This is a genomic window from Mycobacterium sp. AZCC_0083, assembly GCF_014202335.1.
In the GTDB taxonomy this organism is placed as follows: domain Bacteria; phylum Actinomycetota; class Actinomycetes; order Mycobacteriales; family Mycobacteriaceae; genus Mycobacterium.
Genome location: NZ_JACHGP010000028.1, coordinates 12,382 through 34,520 on the forward strand (window position 1 = coordinate 12,382; position 22,139 = coordinate 34,520).

The 22,139-nt window shown below is 65.2% G+C and carries 23 protein-coding genes and 1 other RNA gene; 10 read left to right on the forward strand and 14 right to left on the reverse strand.

The features are described 5' to 3' along the window. Nucleotides 1-91: 91 nt before the first annotated feature. Entirely contained in the window at nt 92-340 is a 249-nt protein-coding gene (locus HNP02_RS43935) for a hypothetical protein (protein ID WP_184446245.1), read from the reverse strand. Nucleotides 341-474: 134 nt separating this feature from the next. On the opposite strand from HNP02_RS43935, the gene ftsE reads away from it, so the two are divergent. From ftsE to smpB, 3 genes are read left to right on the forward strand one after another with little or no spacing between them, the layout of a single operon-like run. Continuing rightward, nucleotides 475-1,164 (forward strand): cell division ATP-binding protein FtsE, encoded by a 690-nt coding sequence (gene ftsE / locus HNP02_RS40030; protein ID WP_184446365.1) that lies wholly within the window; start codon nt 475-477, stop codon nt 1,162-1,164. Next, entirely contained in the window at nt 1,165-2,058 is an 894-nt protein-coding gene (gene ftsX, locus HNP02_RS40035) for a permease-like cell division protein FtsX (protein WP_184446247.1), read from the forward strand. A gap of 2 nt (nt 2,059-2,060) precedes the next feature. Next, nucleotides 2,061-2,558, forward strand: coding sequence for an SsrA-binding protein SmpB (gene smpB, locus HNP02_RS40040; RefSeq protein ID WP_184446248.1), 498 nt, complete (start codon nt 2,061-2,063; stop codon nt 2,556-2,558). A gap of 34 nt (nt 2,559-2,592) precedes the next feature. On the opposite strand, the gene HNP02_RS43460 is transcribed toward smpB, so the two are convergent. Further along, nucleotides 2,593-2,727 carry a hypothetical protein gene (locus tag HNP02_RS43460; RefSeq protein ID WP_255507493.1) on the reverse strand — a complete coding sequence of 45 codons (135 nt, stop codon included), beginning with the start codon at nt 2,725-2,727 and terminating at the stop codon, nt 2,593-2,595. 97 nt (nt 2,728-2,824) lie between these two features. On the opposite strand from HNP02_RS43460, the gene ssrA reads away from it, so the two are divergent. Together ssrA and HNP02_RS40050 are read left to right on the forward strand one after the other, a co-directional pair. Beyond that, nucleotides 2,825-3,193: a transfer-messenger RNA gene (ssrA, locus tag HNP02_RS40045) on the forward strand. A gap of 215 nt (nt 3,194-3,408) precedes the next feature. Further along, nucleotides 3,409-4,737 (forward strand): MFS transporter, encoded by a 1,329-nt coding sequence (locus tag HNP02_RS40050; RefSeq protein WP_184446250.1) that lies wholly within the window; start codon nt 3,409-3,411, stop codon nt 4,735-4,737. A 102-nt stretch (nt 4,738-4,839) separates the two neighbouring features. Here HNP02_RS40050 and HNP02_RS40055 read toward each other — a convergent pair whose 3' ends face one another. Then, nucleotides 4,840-5,316, reverse strand: coding sequence for a Crp/Fnr family transcriptional regulator (locus HNP02_RS40055; protein ID WP_184446252.1), 477 nt, complete (start codon nt 5,314-5,316; stop codon nt 4,840-4,842). 153 nt (nt 5,317-5,469) lie between these two features. After that, the gene (locus HNP02_RS40060) at nt 5,470-6,387 is read right to left on the reverse strand and encodes an Ig-like domain-containing protein (RefSeq protein WP_184446254.1); all 918 of its coding nucleotides are present in this window, start codon (nt 6,385-6,387) and stop codon (nt 5,470-5,472) included. Nucleotides 6,388-6,632: 245 nt separating this feature from the next. Between HNP02_RS40060 and HNP02_RS40065 the strand changes: the two genes are divergently transcribed. Beyond that, nucleotides 6,633-8,165, forward strand: a complete 1,533-nt coding sequence (locus HNP02_RS40065; RefSeq protein ID WP_184446256.1) for an adenylate/guanylate cyclase domain-containing protein — start codon at nt 6,633-6,635, stop codon at nt 8,163-8,165. A 140-nt stretch (nt 8,166-8,305) separates the two neighbouring features. Here HNP02_RS40065 and HNP02_RS40070 read toward each other — a convergent pair whose 3' ends face one another. Then, entirely contained in the window at nt 8,306-8,848 is a 543-nt protein-coding gene (locus HNP02_RS40070; RefSeq protein ID WP_184446258.1) for a nuclear transport factor 2 family protein, read from the reverse strand. A 77-nt stretch (nt 8,849-8,925) separates the two neighbouring features. Here HNP02_RS40070 and HNP02_RS40075 point away from each other — a divergent pair, with 77 nt between their 5' ends. Next, nucleotides 8,926-10,344, forward strand: coding sequence for an SDR family oxidoreductase (locus HNP02_RS40075; RefSeq protein ID WP_184446260.1), 1,419 nt, complete (start codon nt 8,926-8,928; stop codon nt 10,342-10,344). Between the two features lie 3 nt (nt 10,345-10,347). On the opposite strand, the gene HNP02_RS40080 is transcribed toward HNP02_RS40075, so the two are convergent. The 4 genes from HNP02_RS40080 to HNP02_RS40095 are packed head-to-tail and all read right to left on the reverse strand — an operon-like array spanning nt 10,348 to nt 13,365. Continuing rightward, on the reverse strand, nt 10,348-11,121 hold the full coding sequence (locus HNP02_RS40080) for a DUF1906 domain-containing protein (RefSeq protein WP_184446262.1): 774 nt from the start codon (nt 11,119-11,121) through the stop codon (nt 10,348-10,350). A 4-nt stretch (nt 11,122-11,125) separates the two neighbouring features. Beyond that, nucleotides 11,126-11,935 (reverse strand): SDR family oxidoreductase, encoded by an 810-nt coding sequence (locus HNP02_RS40085; protein ID WP_184446264.1) that lies wholly within the window; start codon nt 11,933-11,935, stop codon nt 11,126-11,128. Beyond that, the gene (locus HNP02_RS40090; RefSeq protein WP_184446266.1) at nt 11,932-12,285 is read right to left on the reverse strand and encodes a hypothetical protein; all 354 of its coding nucleotides are present in this window, start codon (nt 12,283-12,285) and stop codon (nt 11,932-11,934) included. The genes HNP02_RS40085 and HNP02_RS40090 overlap by 4 nt, the downstream gene beginning before the upstream one ends. Nucleotides 12,286-12,297: 12 nt before the next feature. Further along, nucleotides 12,298-13,365, reverse strand: coding sequence for a DUF2855 family protein (locus HNP02_RS40095; RefSeq protein ID WP_184446268.1), 1,068 nt, complete (start codon nt 13,363-13,365; stop codon nt 12,298-12,300). Nucleotides 13,366-13,473: 108 nt separating this feature from the next. Here HNP02_RS40095 and HNP02_RS40100 point away from each other — a divergent pair, with 108 nt between their 5' ends. After that, nucleotides 13,474-13,749, forward strand: coding sequence for a hypothetical protein (locus HNP02_RS40100; protein WP_184446270.1), 276 nt, complete (start codon nt 13,474-13,476; stop codon nt 13,747-13,749). A gap of 1 nt (nt 13,750) precedes the next feature. Here the strand turns inward: HNP02_RS40100 and HNP02_RS40105 are convergent, their stop codons facing one another. Then, nucleotides 13,751-14,713, reverse strand: a complete 963-nt coding sequence (locus HNP02_RS40105; RefSeq protein ID WP_184446272.1) for a DUF808 domain-containing protein — start codon at nt 14,711-14,713, stop codon at nt 13,751-13,753. A 130-nt stretch (nt 14,714-14,843) separates the two neighbouring features. Between HNP02_RS40105 and HNP02_RS40110 the strand changes: the two genes are divergently transcribed. Both HNP02_RS40110 and HNP02_RS40115 read left to right on the forward strand, forming a co-directional pair. Further along, on the forward strand, nt 14,844-15,599 hold the full coding sequence (locus HNP02_RS40110; protein WP_184446274.1) for an SDR family oxidoreductase: 756 nt from the start codon (nt 14,844-14,846) through the stop codon (nt 15,597-15,599). Between the two features lie 102 nt (nt 15,600-15,701). Continuing rightward, nucleotides 15,702-18,482: an AAA family ATPase gene (locus HNP02_RS40115; RefSeq protein WP_184446276.1), complete on the forward strand. Its 2,781-nt coding sequence runs from the start codon at nt 15,702-15,704 to the stop codon at nt 18,480-18,482. Nucleotides 18,483-18,491: 9 nt separating this feature from the next. Here HNP02_RS40115 and HNP02_RS40120 read toward each other — a convergent pair whose 3' ends face one another. The 4 genes from HNP02_RS40120 to HNP02_RS40135 all read right to left on the reverse strand — a co-directional run bounded on the left by HNP02_RS40120 (nt 18,492) and on the right by HNP02_RS40135 (nt 22,127). Further along, nucleotides 18,492-19,889, reverse strand: coding sequence for an NAD(P)/FAD-dependent oxidoreductase (locus HNP02_RS40120; RefSeq protein WP_184446278.1), 1,398 nt, complete (start codon nt 19,887-19,889; stop codon nt 18,492-18,494). A gap of 115 nt (nt 19,890-20,004) precedes the next feature. Continuing rightward, nucleotides 20,005-20,733 carry an alpha/beta fold hydrolase gene (locus HNP02_RS40125; protein ID WP_184446279.1) on the reverse strand — a complete coding sequence of 243 codons (729 nt, stop codon included), beginning with the start codon at nt 20,731-20,733 and terminating at the stop codon, nt 20,005-20,007. A gap of 43 nt (nt 20,734-20,776) precedes the next feature. Beyond that, nucleotides 20,777-21,508, reverse strand: a complete 732-nt coding sequence (locus HNP02_RS40130) for an alpha/beta fold hydrolase (protein WP_184446281.1) — start codon at nt 21,506-21,508, stop codon at nt 20,777-20,779. Nucleotides 21,509-21,587: 79 nt separating this feature from the next. Next, entirely contained in the window at nt 21,588-22,127 is a 540-nt protein-coding gene (locus HNP02_RS40135) for a DUF302 domain-containing protein (protein WP_184446283.1), read from the reverse strand. Between the last annotated feature and the right edge of the window lie 12 nt (nt 22,128-22,139).

The window sequence follows — 22,139 nt, forward strand, 5'->3', positions numbered from 1 at the left end:
GATGGCCGGGATACCTGATCAATGGGCGAATCCGCACGTCCACCGTTGGGCTCGTCATCGCGTTGTTTGCGCTCGCCTGGGTGCACAACACCTACGCGCCGCCACCCCCGGCGCCCGTGGTACCCGATACGGCGGTAGTGCCGCCGGGGTTCGTGCCCGACCCCGAGTACACCTGGGTGCCCCGCACCAACGTCCAGGAGCGGCCAAAGACCACCACGACGACGCCGACCACCACGGAGACGACGCCGACCACCACGACCACCACGGAGCCAAGCCCGACGTCCACGTCACCGACGAGCCCAACCGCCACGACGTCGACCACCGCGCCTCCACCGGTCATCGATCCAGACGGCCCAGGCCCGATTCCGCCGCTCGTTCTGCCGACACTTCCCGGACTCGGACCGGTGCCGACGACGCCCCCACCACCGAGGTAGCGGGGTCTCACCGCGGGCACCGCTACACTGGCGAGCCGTGATGATCACCCTTGACCACGTGAGCAAACAGTACAAATCCTCGGCACGCCCAGCCCTGGACAACGTCTCGCTCAAGATCGACAAGGGGGAGTTCGTCTTCCTGATCGGGCCGTCCGGATCGGGTAAGTCGACGTTCATGCGGCTGCTGCTCGCCGAGGAGACGCCCAGCAACGGCGACATCCAGGTGTCCAAGTTTCACGTCAACAAGCTGTCCAGCCGCCACATCCCCAGCCTGCGTCAGGTACTCGGCTGTGTGTTCCAGGACTTCCGGCTGCTGCAGCAGAAGACCGTGTTCGAGAACGTGGCGTTCGCCCTCGAGGTGATCGGCAAGCGTTCCGACGTGATCAACCGCGTGGTGCCCGACGTGCTGGAGATGGTCGGCCTCTCCGGCAAGGCCAACCGCCTGCCCCACGAGCTGTCCGGTGGCGAGCAGCAGCGCGTCGCCATCGCCAGGGCCTTCGTCAACCGCCCGCTGGTGCTGCTGGCCGACGAACCCACTGGAAACCTGGATCCGGATACCAGTAAGGACATCATGGATCTGCTCGAGCGGATCAACCGCACCGGAACCACGGTGTTGATGGCCACACACGACCACCACATCGTCGATTCGATGCGCATGCGCGTCATCGAACTCGAGCTCGGTCGCCTCATCCGCGACGAGCAGAGCGGTGTCTACGGAATGGATCGCTAAGTGCGCTTCGGCTTTCTGATCAACGAAGTCCTCACCGGGCTTCGTCGCAACGTCACGATGACGGTCGCCATGATCTTGACGACCGCCATCTCGATCGGCCTGTTCGGCGGCGGCCTTCTCGTCGTCCGGCTCGCCGACAGCTCCCGCAACATCTACCTGGACCGGGTCGAGAGCCAGGTGTTCCTCACCAACGACGTCTCGGCCAATGACCCGACGTGCGACGCCGACCCGTGCAAGGCGCTGCGCAAGCAGATCGAGGATCGCGGCGACGTGAAGTCCGTGCGCTTCCTCAACCGCGACCAGGCCTACGACGACGCGATCAAGAAGTTCCCGCAGTACAAGGACGTCGCCGGCAAGGATGCGTTTCCGGCGTCGTTCATCGTCAAGCTCGACAATCCCGAGCAGCACAAGGCGTTCGACGAATCGCTGGTCGGCCAGCCGGGTGTGCTCAACGTGCTCAATCAGAAGGACCTGATAGACCGGTTGTTCGCGGTGCTCGACGGTTTGAGCAACGCGGCGTTCGCGGTCGCCCTTGTCCAGGCGGTCGGTGCGATCCTGTTGATAGCCAACATGGTTCAAGTCGCGGCTTATACCCGCCGAACGGAGGTGGGCATCATGCGACTGGTCGGCGCTAGCCGCTGGTATACCCAGCTGCCGTTCCTCGTCGAGGCGATGCTCGCTGCGTTCCTCGGTGTCGTGATCGCGATTCTCGGGCTGATCGTGGTGCGCGCGTTGTTCCTCGAGAAGGCGTTGAATCAGTTCTATCAAGCGAATCTGATCGCCAGGATCGACTACGCCGACATCCTCTACATCGCGCCCATCCTGTTGTTCGTCGGCGTGGCGATGGCCGGTGTCACCGGCTACGTCACCTTGCGGCTGTACGTGCGGCGTTAGCCATGGCGAAGAAGAAGGTCGACGAGGCCACCCGGCGCAACAACCAGGTGGTCGCGACCAATCGCAAGGCGCGACACAACTATTCGATCCTCGAGACCTTCGAGGCCGGCATCGCTCTGATGGGCACCGAGGTGAAGGCCCTGCGGGAAGGCCAGGCATCACTGGCCGATGCGTTCGCCACCCTCGACGACGGTGAGATCTGGCTGCGCAACCTGCACATCCCGGAGTATCACGCGGGCAGCTGGACCAACCATGCGCCGCGACGCAACCGAAAGTTGCTGTTGCACCGCGGCGAGATCGACAACCTGGTCGGCAAGATCCGCGACGGCAATCTGACGTTGGTGCCGCTATCGCTGTACTTCACCGACGGCAAGGTCAAGGTGGAGCTCGCGCTGGCGCGAGGCAAGCAGACGCACGACAAGCGGCAGGACATGGCCAGGCGGGACGCCGACAGGGAAGTCAACAGGGAACTGGGGCGGCGCGCCAAGGGCATGACCTGATCGGGGTCGTCTTCGCGCTGGTGTCGGCGTTCGGTTACGGCCTCAGCGACTTCGTCGCGACGGCTTGCAGTTCACCCGCAGGTGCGGCGGCAGGCCGCTTGGCGATGACCGCCCGAGTGACGTCGAGTTCGAGGGCGACGCCGAGGTGGGCCAGCGGATCGTCGATCACATGGCGTACGTGATCTAACCGGGACTTCTTAATCGCTGGACCGGGTTGAGCTGCACGGTATGATTGATCGTCCCGCCGAAGTTCGGTGGGGATGCGAGGGGCCGAACGGTTTCGACATCGCGCATCGAATCAAGGGAAGCGTGCCGGTGCAGGCAAATGACCACCGTAAGCGTCGTTGCAACCAATTAAGCGCCGATTCCAATCAGCGCGACTACGCCCTCGCTGCCTAAGCGACGGTGTGTCTGTCAGACCGGGAGCGCCCTCGGCCCGGACCCTGGCATCAGCTAGAGGGACAAACCCATACGTCCGGTCGCGGGATGTACGGGGACACCAAACAGCGACTGGGATCGTCATCACGGCTTGTTCGCGAGACCGAGAGATCCAAGTAGAGACTTAGCGAACTGCGCACGGAGAAGCCTTGAGGGAATGCCGTTGGACCCGGGTTCGATTCCCGGCGGCTCCACAGGAAAGGCCCAGGTCAGGGACATAATCCCGAGCCTGGGCCTTTTTCGTCAACACTCGGCTGCGCCACCGACGTAGCGGTCGATGAAGAATCGACGTCAACGCTCGCGATTTATCGACCTCGCCGCTCAGCCCGGCTGCTGATGCCGCCGGGAAGCAATTGGAGATAACTGCGTAAATCCGGTCGCACGGCAAGCGGAGTAGTTCCATCATCGACTCATGGGCACGGACAATACGGAGCTGGACCAGGAATCGCGGCGGATACAGGTACGGCGTGCGGCGCTGGGAAGCGCGGTCGGCACGACGATCGAGTGGTACGACTTCTTCTTGTACAACACGGCCGCCGCGCTGGTTTTCCCGCATCTGTTCTTCCCGGCTTCGAGCGCCTACGCGGGTGCGATGCAGTCTTTCGCGACCTACGCGGTCGGGTTCGCCGCGCGCCCAGTCGGGGCCGCGATCTTCGGGCACTGGGGCGACCGGATCGGGCGCAAGACCACCCTGATCATCACACTGCTGGTGATGGGCATCGCTTCTGCCCTCGTCGGCGTGCTGCCCGGGACCGCGTCGATCGGGTTCGCGGCGCCGCTGATCCTGGTGCTGCTGCGGTTGGTGCAGGGCATTGCGATCGGCGGCGAGTGGAGCGGATCGGTGCTGCTTGCGATGGAGTGGGGTGATCAAGATAGACGTGGGCTGCTCGGCAGTGCGGCGCAGATCGGTGTTCCGGTCGGGCTGGTGCTCGGTACCGGTGGCATGACGCTGCTGTCGGCCACGTTGTCGCCCGAGGCGTTCAACTCCTGGGGTTGGCGGGTGCCGTTCCTGGCCAGCCTGATTTTGGTCGCGGTCGGCCTGGCGATCCGGCTGAAGATACTCGAGACGCCGATGTTCGCCAGGGTGCTCGCTGAAGGGAAGACCGCGAGTACCCCGGTGATGGATGCGATCCGGCAGCACTGGCGGGAGATCCTGCTCTCGGCGGGGGCGCGGTTCAGCGAGCAAATGCCGTTCTACCTGTTCACCACCTTCGTGCTGACCTACGTCGTGGCGACGCACCACTACAGCAAGACGTTTGTGCTCACCGCCGTCCTGGTGGGCGCAACGTTGGAACTCGTGATGATCCCGCTGTTCTCGCACCTGTCTGACCGGTTCGGGCGCAAACGGGTGTACCTCGCCGGAGCCGTCTTGACCGGGATTTTCGCCTTTCCCTACTTTGCCGTCTTGTCGCACGGCGGCTACGCGCTGATCTTCATCGCCATCGTTCTCTCCCTGGTGGTGCACGCCATGCAGTACGGGCCCCAGGCCGCGCTGATCGGCGAAAGCTTCCCCACCCACCTGCGCTACGGCGGCGCCGGCATCGGCTACCAGCTGGCGTCGGTTTTTGCCGGAGGCCCGGCGCCCCTACTGGCGACATGGCTGTTGCACGAGACCGGCACACCGTACTCAATTTCCGCGTACATCGTGCTTGCCGCGGTTATCACCGTGGCCTGCGTAGTCGCCCTGCCAGACCGTTCCCGCGCGAACATCGACGACGCGGCTGTCTACAGCCGTGCCTAAGTGGACAACCACCAACGAACTCAGCGGCGCTCACGGGTTGCCCCTGCGATGGCTCGACCACTCCCGGCGAGCGTGTGAACCCACGTCCGAGTGCGCCCCCCGTCACCGTTCGGTGTCAACTCGGATCGACGGTTGCCCCGGCATGTGCCGCGCGGCGGTCGCATCCATGATGTCGCGCAGGGCAGGTATCTGGTTGAGCAAGCCCTCGAGGTCATCGCCCGCAACACGCAGGACCTCGGCCCTACCGGTCGTCGTCACGGTCGCATTCCGCAGTTTCCCGTGGCGAAGCGCGGATTCGCCGATCACCTCACCCGGTCCCACCACGGCAACGCGGTCGTGTCCGACGTACACCCCGGCCTCCCCGCTGAGCAGGATGTAAAGGGCGTCCGACGGCGTCTGTTCCTGAATCAGGGGCCATGGCCCGGACGTCGAGGCGCGACGTGCGGCTCGGACGATCCGCTGCAGGTCATCGTCCGAGAGCGTCGCCTCCGTGACGAATTCCCGGAGCCGACGGGCGCTTTCTTGATACTCCGCTTCCTGTGCGGCGGCGGCTTCCTTCAGACGCTCACGCTCGTTCATAGTGGGCTTCCCATCCGCAATGTGACCCTGACATCGCGGAGCCTAGCGAACGACCGTTGTCGGCAAATCCGAATGAGCAGACATCTCCAGTTCAAAATATCCTGGTCAGCGGTCGTGGACGTTGACTTTGACCGCGACCAAGGAACCCATTCGTCAATCGATTTGCCAGTCCTGGCCACCGTCGTTTTGCGTGTAGCTGCCCACGGAGTTCGTTACCACGATGGGATCGCCGATCCCGAAGTTGTCGTAGAACCACTGCGCGTCTGCGGGGCTGATGTTGATGCAGCCGTGGCTCACATTGCGGTTCCCCTGGTCGGCCACCGACCAGGGTGCGCTGTGCACGAAGTTGCCGCTGTTGTCGATCTGCACGGCCAGCTTGACGTGGAGGCGGTAGCCCTCTGGCGAATCATTCGAAACTCCGTATGTCTCGGAGTCCATCACGACGTCGGAAAACTTGTCCTGAACGTAGTAGGTGCCGTCGGGGGTGTCGTGGCCTGGCTTGCCCATTGACATCGGAAATGTCTGCTCAACGTTGCCATTACGTGTGATCGTCATCTGGTGGGTGTTGTTGTCGGCCGTGGCGACTAGCGCGTCTCCCGTGGTGAAGCTGGACGTGGCGCCCGCCGCGTCGATGTTCACCGTGGTGTGTTCTGGCCAGAATGCAAAGGGCCGCCACCGCACCTGGCTGTCATTCATCCAATAGAACTTTCCGGCCACCGGCGGATCCGACGAGATGTGTATCGCGTCCTCGGCCACCGGCCGGTCTGTGATTGGCGCGGTGAAGGTGATGACGATCGGCTTGGCGACGCCGACGGTCGATCCGTTCGAAGGATTTACCGACGCCAGACTGAAAGGGGCTGTGCCGGAAGGCGTCTCATCTACTGCTCCCGCGGTCTGCTCCAACGGCGCCGAGGTCCCCGATGGGTCAACCACTTCCGCGGGCGGCGGATCGCTCGGTGAGTCAACACTTCCTTCGGGGTCGGCCAGCGCGTGCGGCGCCATCACCAAACCCACCACAACCGTAAGGGCCCCGATCGCAGCAGTTGCTCGGATACCTGTCGGACTTCGCATGTGCATTTCTCGCAAGGTAGATCGGCAACTGCTGCCGGCGCGGCTTGCAGTGAGGCCAGATGGCCAATGACCACCGTTCCACATTCTGTCGGTGCTTACTCATATGCGGCACAACGAAATAAGCACGAATTGAACGCAGATTCGTATCTCCTGGATCTGACTAGGGTGCGGTATTCGTGCAACCAATGGCCGCGGCTGCGGTCCGTTTCCGCGGATCGCAGGTGGCGGGCGCTTAGTGTCGCGGCATGGACCGCATTTGGCAGTGGGCGTGGGATCGGTATGGGGCGAGATACTCGTGGGTGGGCTGCGCGGTCTCGTTCCCCATGACGCTGGCTATCTATCTCATCCCGTCGTGTGTCGTTGTCGCTTCCGAGAAGTCCGATCGTTACGTCGAGGCGGCCTCCGTCACCGTCATCACCGTGCTCATGGTGGTGTACGTGGTCGCTCTTCCCGGCCTGGGCCAGATCCGCCTTGTTGAGCGGTGGGCAGCCGGCCACGAGGTCGATCGAGCGAAAGCGCTGGACGCCACCTACACCTACGCTCGGAGGGCAGTTGCCCGAGCGGTGGGGGTCACCGCTGTTTCGGTCGCCATGCTTCTGGTGGTTGTCGGTGTGATCGCCGGTGCGAGCGGATCGCGGCTAATCCAGTACGGAATCTTGGGCGCAGTTTTCGGAACTGCCGTCCAGCTGATCGCTGTGCACAGCTTCGCGGAAGTGGGGCTGCGGCCAGCCAGGGTCGCCATTGCCGGTGATACAGGGATCGGTGAGTCCCTGCCCCGCTCTCGCCCCACATTCGCCGCGTGGTCGAACGTGTTATTGCTCGCGACCGCGTTCGCGTTCGCCATCACGGGTGCGATGCTGGCGGCCGTGTTCTATGGGGCCACTTCGGTCCCCGTGCTCGCCGTGGTGATTGGGTGTGCATTGACGCTTTTTATCGCGGTGCCGATCACCGTCGGCTCCGCGTTCTCACCGTCCCTGCGACCGATCCGCGATCTCGCCGAAGGAACTGAACGTGTCGCAGCGGGCAACTACAGCCAACGCCTGCCGGTGGTTCAGGACGATGACCTCGGCGCGCTGGCGGCGTCGTTCAACCGGATGCAGGCCGGTTTGGCTGAGCGGCAACGACTTCAGGTGGCGTTCGGCACCTATGTCGATCCGGCCCTGGCGGCGCGGTTGCTCGAGCAGGGTGACGACATCTTCACCGGGGAGCGTCGCGAGGTGACGGTGATGTTCGTCGACGTTCGCGATTTCACTCCGTTCGCGGAGGTCAACTCCGCCGAGGACACGGTCGCCCGGCTCAACGCCTTGTTCGAGATCGTGGTGCCTGCCGTCGTGGACGCCGGTGGGCATGTCAACAAGTTCCTCGGCGACGGTGCGCTGGCCGTGTTCGGCGCACCCAACGATCTCGCGGATCATGCCGACGCGGCGGTGAGCGCCGCTGTTCTGATTCACCGCCTTGTCGCCGAGCGATTCGGCGGCGAGCTTCGGATCGGCATCGGCATCAACACCGGGCTGGTGATCGCCGGGACCATCGGTGGTGCAGGCAAGCTCGAGTTCACCTTGATCGGTGACACCGTCAACGTCGCCGCCCGCGTCGAGCAGCTCACCAAGACCACCGGCGACGCGATCCTTCTCACCCACCACTGCGTCGACGCCCTGGCCTCTCGACCGACCGGACTCACCGACCGCGGATCCCATGCCCTGAAGGGAAAGTCAGCCGAGGTACAGGTCTTCGGCCTCAATCCAGGCACGGTCGTCGACCTGATCTCGCGCGGCTGAGCGCAGCCGCCCGTCGATCCAACCACCGTCATCGCCCGTTCATCATCGGCGTTCGCTCCTGCGCGTGCGCATGCGGCCTCCTCGAACCGGTAGCACTACTCCCATCTTGGGCCGGCCAAGGCTCGCTACTGCATCACCGATTAGTCCGCGTGTTTGATCAGTAACGAGAAGAACTGGTATGACGGATCATTCGCATCAGGGGCGCCTGTTGGGGTGTCTCTGGTGATCGGATGGCTCAGGTCAACCGAGGACGGGTCGTTCACGTGGGCCCAGTCGGTGACGATCATCCGCTGGCTGAACTTCCACGTGCCATCCCGCTTCTCGTACTTGTCGAGGTAGCGTCCGCCGACCACCACGTCGACGTCCCGATCGCGCGCGCTGAACGTGTGCGTGGCAATGGTGTAGATCTCGCCTTCGGCGGTGCTTCCTTCGATGGCGAAGTTCACCGTGGTGACATTGTGTTGCATCGACCGGATGTAGGGCCGGGCGGCGGTGATCGCATCGAGGAGCTCGTCGGCAGACCCCATTGCGACGGCGCCATGGTCGTCGGTGGCGTCGGGGTGGTAGAGGTCCCGCAGGCGCGCGATGTCGCCACGGTCGACGGCGCGACAGTAGCCGTACACGAGCTTGCGCAACTGAAACTCGTCGAGCATTTCCTGCAGAAGGGCTTCTGAGTGTGCCATCGCGTATCGGTCGTTCCTTGCCTCGGTGTTCGGAGCCGGCGCTCATCAGTGTCTAGCAGCCGCCGTACCCTTCCAACGTGACCTCGATCGACGAGAACAAGCTCAGCACCTGCCTGCAGGTGCTGTCCGAGATCGAATCGCTGCCTCCCGAGCACCCGGATGCCGTGGCGGTCCGCCGGGCCACGGCCCGCCTGTGGAAGTCGGTGAAGGTGGCCCGCCGCCACGCCAAGCGCGACGCGGTGGCCGCCTCTGACCACGCGGTCACCTCGGCCACCGCCACCGGTGCGCCCGGCCGCATCGACGACGAGACGCAGGGGCTGCCCCTCGTCTCCACCGCGGTTGGGGCGATTGCGGGAACGTTGCTCCGGTCGCGGGCCTGCTACATGTGCAAGAACCGATACACGGTGGTCGACGCGTTCTACCACCAGCTCTGCCCCGAGTGCGCCGCGCTCAACCGGGCCAAGCGCGACGCCCGCACCGACCTCACCGGTCGCACCGCACTGCTCACCGGCGGCCGCGCCAAGATCGGCATGTACATCGCATTGCGGCTGCTCCGCGACGGCGCGCACACCACCATCACCACCCGCTTTCCGAACGACGCCGTGCGCCGCTTCGCCGCGATGCCCGACGCTGCCGACTGGCTGCACCGGCTTCGCGTCGTTGGCATCGACCTACGCGACCCGGCCCAGGTCGTCGCGCTCGCCGACACGGTGGCCGAACAGGGCCCGCTCGACATCCTGATCAACAACGCGGCACAGACGGTGCGCCGCCCGCCCGGCTCCTACGCGGCGCTCGTCGAGGCCGAGCGGACCCGGCCGCCCGAGCTCGTCGACGTGATCACATTCGACCACGTCAGTGACGCCCATCCGGCCGCCCTCGCGGGAAGTCTCACCGAGCACCCCATGCCGCACGCGGTAACCGAACTCGCGCTCGTCGCCCGCAGCGCGACCCCGGACCGGATCGCCGCAGGCACCGCCATCGACGCGGGTGGACTGCTGCCCGACACCGCATCGGTGAACAGCTGGACCCAGCACGTGCACGAGGTCGACGCCATGGAGCTGCTCGAGGTGCAACTGTGCAACCAAACCGCACCGTTCATCCTGGTGAGCCGCCTGCGAAAGGCGATGGCCGCGTCGACCGCCCGGCGCAAGTACGTCGTGAACGTGTCGGCGATGGAGGGCCAGTTCAGCCGCGCGTACAAAGGCCCCGGCCACCCGCACACCAATATGGCGAAGGCCGCGCTGAACATGCTCACCCGCACCAGCGCGGGGGAGATGCTGGAGCGCGACGGCATCCTCATGTCGGCCGTCGACACCGGGTGGATCACCGACGAGCGCCCGCACCCGACCAAGCTGCGCCTCGCCGAGGAGGGTTTCCACGCCCCGCTCGACCTCGTCGACGGCGCCGCCCGCGTGTACGACCCGATCGTCCGCGGGGAGTCCGGCGAGGACTTGTCCGGCTGCTTCCTGAAGGACTACGCGCCGAGCAACTGGTAGTCGCTACCTGTCGAGGTCCCACTGCCCGAAATCGGCGGCAAGCACCTCGTCCACGTCGACGTGGGTCCCGCCGAGGAGGACACCCGGGTCGGAAGCGGTGACGATCACGTACTGATAGAGCACGGCCGCGGGCTCGCGCGCACCGGCAGACCACGCTCTCGTCTGCCATGCCCAGCGGTATCCCGCAGTGGTCGAGCGCCCGATGACACCGTCCCGGATCGCCCATCCACACACGTTGGCTGACCCGTAGACACCGCTGCGGGCCACGCCAAGTACCGAGTTGATTCCTCGAAACCACCCGACTGCCAAGCTATTCCAGGTGCCGAGGTCGATGCCCTCGTCGACGCTGAAGAAGATCGGCGCAGAATCCGGGCCCCCGGCCGCGCCGTGCAACCGCAGAGCCGTCTGCGCGTCGGCCACACCGCCGTCGTAGCCGCGGGTGAAGTCCGACGGCGAGGCTGGCCAACTGGGTTTGCCGTACTGGTAGCAGCTGACGACGTGAAGGCCTTGCGCGCGTAGGCCATCCGCGTACTCGCGGGTGACGGGCTTGAAGTCGAAGTCCGCTCCAGGCCGTAACTCGGAGACGTAGACGAGTGCGCCGTCGTAGCCCGCCGCCTTGATTTGATCTGGCGGGACCAAGCGCTCGGCGAAGTCGAGCAGCTGCATGGTGGCGGCTGACGCCTTCTGCGCGCCGAGCGTCGCCGCGGCCGTCCCGAGACCGAGGAGGGCGGGCGTGGCTGCAACGAATTTGATGGCGTCGCGGCGTGAAACGGGCACGGGGTTAGGCCGAACTCCCGGTGGCGGTCGTCGCGATGCCGCCGTCGACGGGGATGATCGTCCCTGTGAGATAGGAGCCCGCGCGGCTGGCGAGGAACACGGCGATACCGGCCATGTCGTCGTCGCGTCCGATCCGACCGAGCGGGGATGTTGCGGCGACCACGTCACCAAAGGCATCGAGCGTCGCTGCCATCATCTTCGAGCGGAACGGCCCCGGCGCAACGGCATTCACGGTGATGTGCTGCCGCCCCAGCTCGCGCGCGAGCACTCGGGTCAGCTGGTGCAGCGCCGCCTTGCTGGCGGAGTAGGAGTACGTCGACAGCGTAGGGACGTGGATCCCGTCGATGCTGCCCACGTTGATGATCCGCGCCGGGTCGTCGGCCGTGCCCACCTGCCGGAGCGCGGGCACCAGCGCCTGAACGAGCCAGAAGGGCGACTTGAGGTTGAGGTCGAGCACCTTGTCCCACGCCGAGTCCGGGAAGGTCTCCAGCGGTTCACCCCAGGTGGCGCCCGCGTTGTTGACGAGGATGTGGAGTCCGTCGGAGTCGGAGGTGACGAGGTCGGCGAGGCGCAGGCACTCGTCGTGCCGGGACAGGTCCGCGGCGATCGCTCGCACCTCACCGAACTCCGACAATTGCTCCTGGGCTTGGGCGCACGCGTCGGCCTTGCGCGAGCTGATGACGACGCGCGCACCTGCCTGCAGCAGACCGCGGGCCATCATCATGCCGATGCCCCTTGTGCCGCCGGTGACGAGCGCGGACTTGCCGGTCAGGTCGAAGAGTTGTGCGTGCGTGGCGATTTGGCCGTCTGTCATTGAGTTGCCTTCTTGTCGAGGTACTGCAGCAGATCGTGGGCGGCCAGTTCGACGTCCTTGTGTCGCCACTCGGAGGCGCGGTACACGCAGGCGATCAGCCCGATGCGGTGGATGCGTCGAAAGTCTCCGTAGACGAAGGCGTACCGCGCCTTCGTATCGTCGTTTGCGCCCTCGGTCAGCCCGAGATGCCATTCGCCGTATTCGTCCCACGAGTGCGTTTCGAGGTAGGCGTTTTCCGCATCGGCCCGCGGTTGTACTTCACCCCAGTCACTGTCGAGGACGTACTGCCGGGCATCGATGAGCTTGCGCGCCTTGGTCACAGCGGAGTCGTTCAGCGAGTACTTGGCCATGAGGGCCCCGTTCTAGAGATCTACGATGGTGCCAGCCGTCGGGTCGAGCTTCCCGTCGAGGAGTTCGAGATAGACCTGCTGGATGTCGTCCTCAGTCGAGATGCGTTCGACGCGTAGCCAATCCGTCGCCCACCGCGCAAACGGGAACCATGCCTCGGCGACGCTCTCGTCCAGCTTCGCGGTGCCCCAGTCGGCGCCGCGTTTCTTGATCCGGTCCGGGGCGAAGAAGAAGACGGGCTTCGGCCTTGCGAGTTCGCCTGCCCCCTGGGTCATCTGGGTCCAGTGGGTGACGCCGACGGCGGCGCTGTGGGCGAGGCGATCGCCGTAGCGCGCATGGACGTCGGTGCGCACGGCGCCGTCACCCGAGATGTCGACGTAGACCGCCCGTTCGCCTGGCAGCTGCGAAACCGCGTCATACAGATGGACCGAGTCGTAGACGTTCAGTCCCTCGACGAACTCACGGTTGCCTGCGGAGGTCAGTCCCACGACGTCGATGCCCTCGCGCTTGGCGAGCAGATGGGCCGCGATGATCGCCGTCTTCGACGACGCGCTGGAGATCACGATGGTGTCCGCGCCGAAGAAGTCCTCGTCGGCGAGGAAGTCATCGATGAGGAACGAGGTGAAGAACAGCGGGAAGAACAGGATGTGCTCGGCTTCGAGGTCGGCCGAGTACACCGGGTCGGTGTCGACGTCGCGGTAGCCCTGATAGGCCGATGGCAACTGGGCTCGGTGCGCGGCGGCGTCGACGAAGCCCTTCTCGTCGATGCGATCGGGGGTGACCAACAGGTGGCTGGCACAGGGGAAGTAGCCGTAGACGCGTGTGCCCTGCTTCAGTCCGGGATGCAGTGACTCTTCGACGTGGGCGTAGCCCCAGACGTTCAACTTCCCCCAGTCCGGGTCGGACGCCGGGAAGAAGTCCCAGTACTGCATCGCATCACCGAACACCGCGTAGGTGATGTTGTTCGACGTGAGCCCGAACGATTCGATCCGGAGCAGCGCCTGCCCGTCTTCCGGCGACGGCGGATCGGCGAGAACGAAGCGGCTGTCGTGTAGGTCCTTGCGGTTCAACTCGAAGTCCACGCGTCCCAGCCTATGCGCGCTGCGCAAACCTCCGCTGAAGCACCGCCCTCGTGTATATGGTGACCCGATATTCGCGGGGGACCGGGCTAGCAAAGGGTGACGATGACCATGAAGACGAAGACAGCGGCACTGTTCGCAGCCCTGGGGATGGCGGTGGCTCCGATCGCCTTGGCGCCGGTTTCCCACGCCGAGGTCTGTGGCGCCGTCGGCGGTCGCCACGTCGAAGTGGGCGGATGCTCGCACGTCGTCGGCGACGTGGCCGCGGGAGTCGCACTGGCGAACGACGACGACTGGGCCGTACAGGAAGCCGCAGGCCAGCCACCGTGCTATACCCCTTCCGGCGTGCCGTACTACACGCCGGGCGGGGACCCCTGCGTTCCCTGACCTACTGCGCGGCCTTGGCGGCGTCCTTCTTCTTGCCGAACGGCAGCACGTGCACGACGCCGACCACGATGGCGCCGACGACCAGGCCGATCACTGCTGAGGCAGCGGTGTTCACCAGCCACGCCAGCACACCGCTGAAGGCACCCAGCGCCTCGGTGGCCGCGCGCACGTTCTCCTCGGCGTGGTGAACGAAGCCGTACGGCGCATGCCACCCGAGGGTGTCGGTCCCGACCAGCAGAATGTGGCCACCGACCCAGAGCATCGCGACGGTACCGATGGTCGATAGCGCGGTCAGCAGCATCGGCATCCCCGAGACCAGGCCACGGCCGATCTTCTTGGCGAATCGTGACGAGCGCTGCGTGAGGCTCAGGCCGACGTCGTCCATCTTCACGATGGCGGCGACCACGCCGTACACCGCGGCGGTGATGACCAGAGCGACGACGACGAGGATGATCAGCCGCGGCACGAACGCTTGGTCGGCCACCTCGTTGAGGGCGATCACCATGATCTCGGCGGACAGGATGAAGTCGGTGCGGATGGCGCTCGACGTCATCTGCTTTTCGGCGTCCTCGCCGACGGCCGAGGTCGGCGCCGCGTGGGCGTCGTGCCCAGTGAACCAGCCCACCACCTTCTCCGCGCCCTCGAAGCAGAGGTAGGTGGCGCCGACCATCAGGATCGGCGTGAGCAGCCACGGCACGAACTGACTGAGCAGCAACGCAGCAGGAAGAATGAACAGCAGCTTGTTGCGCAGGGATCCGATGGCGATCCGCTTGATCATCGGCAGCTCGCGGTCGGCCGTGATGCCGTGCACGTATTGCGGCGTCACGGCGGTGTCGTCGATGACGACGCCCGCGGCCTTCGCGGTCGCGCGTCCTGCCGCCGCACCGATGTCGTCGACCGAGGCCGCCGCGAGGCGTGCCAGCGCGGCAACGTCGTCGAGAAGCCCGAACAGCCCCGCACTCATCGCATCCCCACCATGACATCGAAGCGTAGCGGGTCTTCCGGCACCGGGATGAATTCGCGACGGCCCATCCGTTCTGGCGGTCAGGGAGCTGTCACACGAAGCCCGTTGGAACGAAAAGGGAAGGCTGACCATGAGAATCGTCGTAATCGGAGGTACCGGCCTGATCGGGTCGAAGCTGGTACGCGCCTTGACCGAACGCAGTCACGACGCCGTCGCCGCGGCCCCGTCGACCGGTGTGAACACGTTCACCGGCGAGGGTCTGTCCGAGGTCCTCGCTGGCGCGTCGGTGGTCGTCGACGTGTCGAACTCGCCGACGCTCGACGACGCGGCGATCGAGTTCTTCCGCATGGCGACCACGAACGTGCTCACGGCCGAGAAGGATGCCGGAGTCGGTCACCATGTCGCGCTTTCGGTGGTGGGCACCGACCAATTGGCCCTGCAGAGCGGGTACTTCGCGGGGAAGCTGCTCCAGGAGAAGCTCATCGGCGACGGTCCCATTCCCCACTCCATCGTGCACGCGACGCAGTTCTTCGAGTTCGTCCAGACGCTCGCCGACTCGTCGATCGTCGACGGCGTCGTGCGCATGCCACCCGCCTACTTCCAACCGATGGCAGCCGTCGACGTCGCGGAAGGTGTCGCCATCGCCGCGGTCGGTGACCCGGTGAACGGCATCACCGAAATCGGTGGACCGCAGGCGTTTCGGCTGCCAGACCTCATCAGGACCGCGCTCGTCGCCCGAGGAGACACCCGCGAGGTCGTCGCAGACCCCACCGCGCTCTACTGGGGCATCGAGCTCGGGGAACGCACCCTTTGCCCCGGCGATGGCGCGACGCTCTTCGACACCCGGTTCGAGGACTGGATCCTCGAAGCAGCCGCCAAGGCCTAATCAAGACCGTCTCGAAGGAGCCCGGTTCGATCACGATCGGACCGGGCTCTTTCGCGCACGGCAAACCGGTAGGGTTCTGTCAAAACCAGACGAAGTGGTGCTATGTCGAGCCAGGGTCGGGGGCAACGTTTACGGGGTCGGGACGCCGAAGTAGAGACACTTCGGGGCCTGATGGACCGCGCCCGATCGGGCACCAGCCAGGTGCTGGTACTCCGCGGTGAGGCGGGGGTTGGCAAGACCGCGCTCGTCGAATACACCTCAGAGCTCGCGTCGGGGTTCCGCACCGTCCAGGTGGCGGGGGTGCAGTCCGACATGGAGCTGGCCTTCGCAGGACTGCAACAACTCTGCGCACCGTTGATGGAGCACGTCGACGAACTGCCCGAACCGCAGCGTGACGCGCTGAACGTCGCCTTCGGTCGCGGAGTCGGCGCGGCGCCCGACCGTTTCCTGGTCGGGTTGGCCATGCTGAGCCTGATGGCGGCCGCCGCCGATGATCGCCCGCTGCTGTGCGTCGTCGACGACGCGCAATGGCTCGACCAGGTGTCGATGCAGACCTTGGGGTTCGTCGCACGTCGCCTGCTGGCCGAGTCGATTGCCATGGTCTTCGCCGTGCGGGACCGCCCCGACGTGTTGAGTGGCCTGCCGGAACTGGAGATCCACGGCCTGTCGGACGCCGAGGCTCGAGACCTGTTGGAGTCGGTCATGTTCGGCGGGATCGACCCGCGCGTGCGAGACCGCATCGTGGCAGAGACCCGCGGCGTACCTCTTGCGATACTCGAAGTGCCTCGAACCGTCTCCGCGACGGAGCTTGCCGGCGGCTTCTGGATCTCGGGTAAGCGCAATTCGACGGCAGCGATCGAGGAAGGCTTGGTGCAGCGCATCAAGGCCCTTCCCGCCGAGACGCAAACGCTGCTGCTCGTTGCGGCGGCGGAACCGGTTGGCGACGCGGCGTTGTTCTTGAGCGCCGCAGCGCGACTCGGCATTCCGGTCGACGCGCTGGCGCCCGCCGAGGCTGCAGGGGTGATCGAGTTCGGCCCCCGCATGCGATTCCATCACCCGTTGATGCGCTCGGCCGCCTACCGCGCAGCCGACTTGACCGAGCGCAGGGCGATACACCGCGCGCTCGCCGAGGCAACGGATTCCGAGGTCGACCCCGACCGGCGAGCGTGGCATGCCGCGAGTGCCGCGGCCGGACCTGACGATGCAGTGGCCGCCGAATTGGAGGGCTCAGCCGCCCGCGCCCAGTGCAGGGGTGGCGTCGCCGCGGCGGCGGCCTTCCTGGAACGCGCGACCGTCCTCACCGCGGACCCTGCCCTTCGTGGATCAAGGGCCATCGCCGCCGCCCAGGCCAAACGAGAAGCGGCAGCGCCAGAGGCGGCCTACGAGCTACTTGCCACGGCGGAGTCGGCGCCACTTTCCAAGCTTCAGCGAGCTCAGGTAGCGCGGATGCGCGCTCAGATGGAGTTCGTGCGAAGCCGGGGAGGTGCGCCGGGGGCACTCCAGATCACTGGGGCGGCCGCGCAATTGCTCAGTGCTGCAATGGAACTCGACGGCCTCGACGACGACCTGGCCAGGGAGACTCATCTCGAGGCGCTCACCGCCGCGATGTATGCGGGGCGACTCGGTGACCCGGCCGGCTTGACGGAGGCGGCCGCTGCAGGCCGCGCCGCGCTCGCTCGGGTAGATGAGCTGGAGCGACCGATCGACTTCCTGTTGAGCGGCATGACGCGCCGGATCATCGACGGTCCAGGTGCCGGTTATGACCATCTGCGGACTGCGCTGGATCTCTGGAATGCCAACGCGGAGAAGAGCATCGGGCAGCCTCTGCATTGGCCATTTCCGATTGCCCAGGAGTCCGGTGCGCACGAGATGTGGGACGACGCGGTACTGCAGCGCATCGCGGTCGACACCGTTCGGCGCGCGCGTGACGCCGGTGCTCTGGCTGCACTTCCCGCAGCGCTGGCCTACCGGGCAGGCGTCCACGTATACCGGGGCGAATTCGCTTCGGCGGCAACGCTCATCGAAGAGGCGAACGCCATCACTGCCTCGACGGGCTACACGCCGGTGAAGTATCACTCGCTGACGGTCGCATCGTGGCGGGGCATTCTCGCCGAGGCGGCCGATCCGATCGAGGCGGCGGCCGCCAACGGCGCGGCACGGGGTGAAGGCCGACTGGTCGGGGTGACCAAGTACACCTCAGCCGTTCTCTTCAACGGTCTCGGCCGATACGAGGACGCATTCGTAGCAGCACGTGAATGCTGTGAGTACGAGGACCTGGGTTTCTACGGCTGGTGCCTCCTCGAACTCATCGAGGCCGCGGCACACATCGGTGACCGGGACACTGCCGCATGGGCGTTGCGGGAGTTCGAGGAGAGAGCCGGCAGCAGCGGCACGGACTGGGGGCTCGGGGCCGTGGCAGCTGCCAGAGCCCAACTCGCCACCAATGACCTCGCCGACGGTCTCTTCACCGAGGCGATCGAACGCCTCGAGCGGGCCAACATCGGGCTCAACCTGGCGCGTACCCGACTGTCCTACGGCGAATGGCTCCGACGGGCGAATCGCCGAATCGACGCCCGGCGGCAGCTCAACACCGCCTACGAGATGTTCACCGGGATGGGTGCGCAGGGCTTCGCCGAACGGGCCCGCCGGGAACTGGCGGCCACCGGTGAGAAGGTGCGCAAACAGCCCGTCAGTTCCGGTGACGAGTTGACGGCACAGGAGTCGCAGATCGCCCGACTGGCCGCGGAAGGGCTGACCAATCAGGAGATCGGCGCGCAGCTGTTCATCAGCGCGCACACCGTCGAATGGCATCTGCGCAAGGTGTTCGTCAAGCTCGGCATCGCCTCGCGACGGCAGCTGCGTGCGCTGTCGTGGGCCAATTAGGCAGCGGTTTCACCTCTGAAGTCGTGCCAGCTGTCGCAGATGCTCGACCTGCTCGCCGTTCCGTGCTCCGGTGATCAACGCCTTGGCGATTCTCAGGAGGATGGATGGCCGGAACAGCCGTACGGGTGCGTCGAGCATCCACGCGACGCGGAAGAACTGCTGTGCTACCGCCGGGTCGGTTTCGGTGGCGGTCAAGACGGCATCCATGTAGGTGTTGATGATCCGCGTTGACAGCGGCCGCCGACCCTCGACCTGCGGCAGCGCCAAGTCCGAACCGACCGCCGTCCGCCAGGCCACCTGAATGGTCTTGGCCGATTCACCGAAGAACCGCCGGGGCAGATCCAAGTCGCCAACGCTCAGACACTTGCCAAGGACCTCGGCCTCGGCCGCCGCGACGGTCATGCCCTGCCCGTATATCGGGTTGAAGCTGCAGACGGCGTCACCGAGCACCAGCAGTCCGTCCGGGGTGCGGGCGAGCTGGTCGTAGCGCCTCCACCGGTTGGATGGAATCCGGTGATGGACCACGTCCCCCAGAGGTTCACCCGCGCGGATCGCGTCAAGCGCGTGACGTGGCGCGAACTCCGCGATGAACTCGAGCAATTCGGCACGATCCGACGGGGGTTGCTGGCCGCCGAGAGTGCCTCCCAGTACCAGGTAGGTGTCGTTCTCCACCGCGAACATCGCAAAGGTGGTGGGCCGGCTGGCGACGGGATTGACCGTCAGCACCAATTCGCGCAGCATGCCGGGCGGAACACGTACGGGCATGGTGGCATACGCGATGCGCATCTCGAGTTCCTCGACTGGCGGCCGGACGTATCCGAATTCCTCGAGGAACACCGGCGCCCGCGAGCCGCGGCCGGTGGCGTCGATGATGAGGTCTGTGGTCAGCAGCGTCTCGCCATCATCACCCTGCCGCGCGAGCCGAGCCCCGGTGATGCGGTTGGCGTCGGTATCGGCCGTCAAGCCCACGACGTCGTGGCCCTCGAGAAACTCAACGTTCGGAATGGCGCGCACAGCCTTTCGCACGCTGAACTCCAACAGCGGTCGGCTCACGTGGTAGTCCACCAGCGAGGTGGGGTCCGGCACGGTCGCCGAACGCACCATGAGATGTCCGCCGAATGTGGACCAGAATCTCGAAAGGTCGCCGTCGTCCCACTTCACCGCTCCGTCGGTGACGAGTTGGTCGAAGAACCCAGGAAAGAGCTCGCCGACGATCTGCACGCCCTTGCCGAGCAAGACGTGCGGATGTCGGTCCTGGGGCACTCCACGGCGATTCATCGGAGCATGGGGCAGAACGTCGCGTTCGACAACGGTGACCACACGAAAGAAGTCGGCAAGTACACGTGCGGCGAGGAGGCCGCCCATGCTCGCGCCGAGGACGACTGCTCTGTCACGACTCTCGGGCATTCAATTCCTTTGCTGGTGAGACGAATTGGCGAAAGCGGTCGCGGTGCTGCATTGATTGCGCTCTGGTGCGTCAGCCGATTCATCCCCGACTGGTGAAAGGCCTTGTGCAACAGCGCTACATCTGCTCCTTTGCCGCATCGATCAGCGCGGCAGCCAAGAGGTCCGGGTGGGTCAGCATGGCCTCGTGCGGGCCGTCGCATTCCAGAAGGCGAGGTTGATCCAGGCGGCCGGCCATGGCGCGGTAAAGCTCTTGGGGAACTGCCTGATCATGGCGCAGGAAGACATAGCTAGACGGCAGCGCCGCACTCCAGAATCGGGGCAACGAGACGGGTTCGCTGATCCATCCGAAGGGCACGGGGACGAGCTTGCTGGTGGCGGTGGCGATGTCGTGCTCTGAGGCGCCGTTCATGAAGTGCTCCGACCACGTCTGTGGATCGATCGCTACTGTCTGATCTGCGCTATATCGGGCAGCGAGACCGGAACTCTCGACGAATGGCGCGGGCAGCACGTCGTTGATGGCTTCCCCGTCGTGCAGCACCCACGCGTCGACGAAGACGATGCGGCGCGTTTGCTGGGCCAGCCGGTCCGCGGCGTACTGCGCGACCGGGCCGCCACCACTGTGGCCGACCAGCACCAAATCCCGTAGGTCGTGCTGTCTGACCGCGTCGACCAGTCCGTCACCAATCGCCGTGAGATTGACCCCGACCCGATCAACCGCGACACCCTGCTCGCTGCCACGAAGGGTGGGCGCGAAGACTTCATGCCCCGCCGAACGTAAGGCTGCCGACACGGCGTCCCAGCACCAACCGCCCTGCCAGCCCCCATGCACGAGTACGAACTGCATCCCGCCTCCCTTCTTCGCGATGAATCAGGTCTTCGTTCGTCTCTCAGTCCCGACCGGCGAGCTCCAACTTGATCGCCAGTAGCGCTGGGTTGGTGTAGAACACCTCGTGCGACCCTTCCATGGTCACCAATCTGAAAATCCCGAGTCTGCGGGCATTGGCGAGCCAGCCAACCTGCGGATCTCCCGGCGGAAAGGAACCGTCGTCGTGGCACAGAACATAGCTGCGGGGGACCGTCGTCAGCTCGTAAAACGCCTTCATGTCAAGCTTTTCGACAATCGGGCCAAGGGGCTCGGGATTCAGCATGCTGTAGGTCTCCTGAGCCCGTTCCAAGTCGGCGTCGCCGATGAAGGCGTCTCGAAAAATCTCGAAGGGCAGCATGACGGTGTTGTCTCCCGACTGCTCGGCGAGTATGGGAAACAGCTCTTGAAACGCGACGGGTGCGTTATCCAACACGCTTGTCCCGTCCTCGGGGACGAAAGCGTTCAAAAACACCAGTCGCCGCACCTTTTCGGGTGTCTTTGCAGCTAGACGGGCAATGACGCTACCCGCAAAACTGTGCCCGACCAGAACGAAGTTGGTGAGGCCGTGTTGGCCGATGTAATCGGCGACGGACGCGACACAGTCATCGTGACTGACGTCGCGATCGACGCCTTCTCCGTGGCCCGCCATGGTCGGGCAATGGACCTGGTGTCCCCGTTGCCGTAGGTGCTCAGCGACATCTGCCCATGCGTCCCCGTCATGACACGAGCCGTGCACAAGAATGTAAGTAGACATTTTGATTTCCAATCGTCTGTTGGTGGTGGTATGTATGTGCTCACTGTCGGCGGCATGGAGAATTGGAAGCCGGGCTTGCTCATGATTCGGTGAGAGCGGCAGGCACGGGGGCGTCGAGGTGCTTGAGCAACGCCGCGAGCTTGTGGTCCAATTCCCTTCCTACCTTGGTGATTTGGGGAGTGTTGAAGCTGCCGAACTGGGTGCTCGGTCGGTCGAAGGAGAACCACGTGCCATGGTCGGCGTCTTCCACAATGACGGTACGTAGCGGGGCGTGGAGCATGATGCCTGGGTTGTAGCGATACATTCTTTGGGCAATGGTGTGATTGCCCATGAGGTACGCGACGCAGCGGCCGCGCTCTCCGGCCAGGCCCATGAGCGAGGTGAATTCGCGGGACCAGTAGGCGATGAAGTCGTGTGGCGCGTTCTCTGCGGTCGCATCCAGAATTGTCTGCCAGTCGACACCCTCCTCGATGAGGGTGTCGAACCGATCGGTCTGGAACTCCGGTACCGCTCGCTCGTAGCGATCCCTGAAACCATCAAACGAGTCGTCGATCTGGATCGTCAACCGGTCGACCCGATATGAGATCGTTTCGATTGAGCCATTGAATGATTCAGCCATGGGTATCTCCGG

What these genes read in the sequence shown, in the direction of transcription:
- HNP02_RS43935 (WP_184446245.1), bottom strand. Translation starts at nt 340, where the DNA reads ATGACCGGTGGAGGCGCGGTGGTCGACGTCGTGGCGGTTGGGCTCGTC.
- ftsE (WP_184446365.1), top strand. Translation starts at nt 475, where the DNA reads ATGATCACCCTTGACCACGTGAGCAAACAGTACAAATCCTCGGCACGC.
- smpB (WP_184446248.1), top strand. Translation starts at nt 2,061, where the DNA reads ATGGCGAAGAAGAAGGTCGACGAGGCCACCCGGCGCAACAACCAGGTG.
- HNP02_RS40050 (WP_184446250.1), top strand. Translation starts at nt 3,409, where the DNA reads ATGGGCACGGACAATACGGAGCTGGACCAGGAATCGCGGCGGATACAG.
- HNP02_RS40055 (WP_184446252.1), bottom strand. Translation starts at nt 5,316, where the DNA reads ATGAACGAGCGTGAGCGTCTGAAGGAAGCCGCCGCCGCACAGGAAGCG.
- HNP02_RS40060 (WP_184446254.1), bottom strand. Translation starts at nt 6,387, where the DNA reads ATGCGAAGTCCGACAGGTATCCGAGCAACTGCTGCGATCGGGGCCCTT.
- HNP02_RS40065 (WP_184446256.1), top strand. Translation starts at nt 6,633, where the DNA reads ATGGACCGCATTTGGCAGTGGGCGTGGGATCGGTATGGGGCGAGATAC.
- HNP02_RS40070 (WP_184446258.1), bottom strand. Translation starts at nt 8,848, where the DNA reads ATGGCACACTCAGAAGCCCTTCTGCAGGAAATGCTCGACGAGTTTCAG.
- HNP02_RS40085 (WP_184446264.1), bottom strand. Translation starts at nt 11,935, where the DNA reads ATGACAGACGGCCAAATCGCCACGCACGCACAACTCTTCGACCTGACC.
- HNP02_RS40090 (WP_184446266.1), bottom strand. Translation starts at nt 12,285, where the DNA reads ATGGCCAAGTACTCGCTGAACGACTCCGCTGTGACCAAGGCGCGCAAG.
- HNP02_RS40100 (WP_184446270.1), top strand. Translation starts at nt 13,474, where the DNA reads ATGAAGACGAAGACAGCGGCACTGTTCGCAGCCCTGGGGATGGCGGTG.
- HNP02_RS40105 (WP_184446272.1), bottom strand. Translation starts at nt 14,713, where the DNA reads ATGAGTGCGGGGCTGTTCGGGCTTCTCGACGACGTTGCCGCGCTGGCA.
- HNP02_RS40110 (WP_184446274.1), top strand. Translation starts at nt 14,844, where the DNA reads ATGAGAATCGTCGTAATCGGAGGTACCGGCCTGATCGGGTCGAAGCTG.
- HNP02_RS40115 (WP_184446276.1), top strand. Translation starts at nt 15,702, where the DNA reads ATGTCGAGCCAGGGTCGGGGGCAACGTTTACGGGGTCGGGACGCCGAA.
- HNP02_RS40120 (WP_184446278.1), bottom strand. Translation starts at nt 19,889, where the DNA reads ATGCCCGAGAGTCGTGACAGAGCAGTCGTCCTCGGCGCGAGCATGGGC.
- HNP02_RS40125 (WP_184446279.1), bottom strand. Translation starts at nt 20,733, where the DNA reads ATGCAGTTCGTACTCGTGCATGGGGGCTGGCAGGGCGGTTGGTGCTGG.
- HNP02_RS40130 (WP_184446281.1), bottom strand. Translation starts at nt 21,508, where the DNA reads ATGTCTACTTACATTCTTGTGCACGGCTCGTGTCATGACGGGGACGCA.
- HNP02_RS40135 (WP_184446283.1), bottom strand. Translation starts at nt 22,127, where the DNA reads ATGGCTGAATCATTCAATGGCTCAATCGAAACGATCTCATATCGGGTC.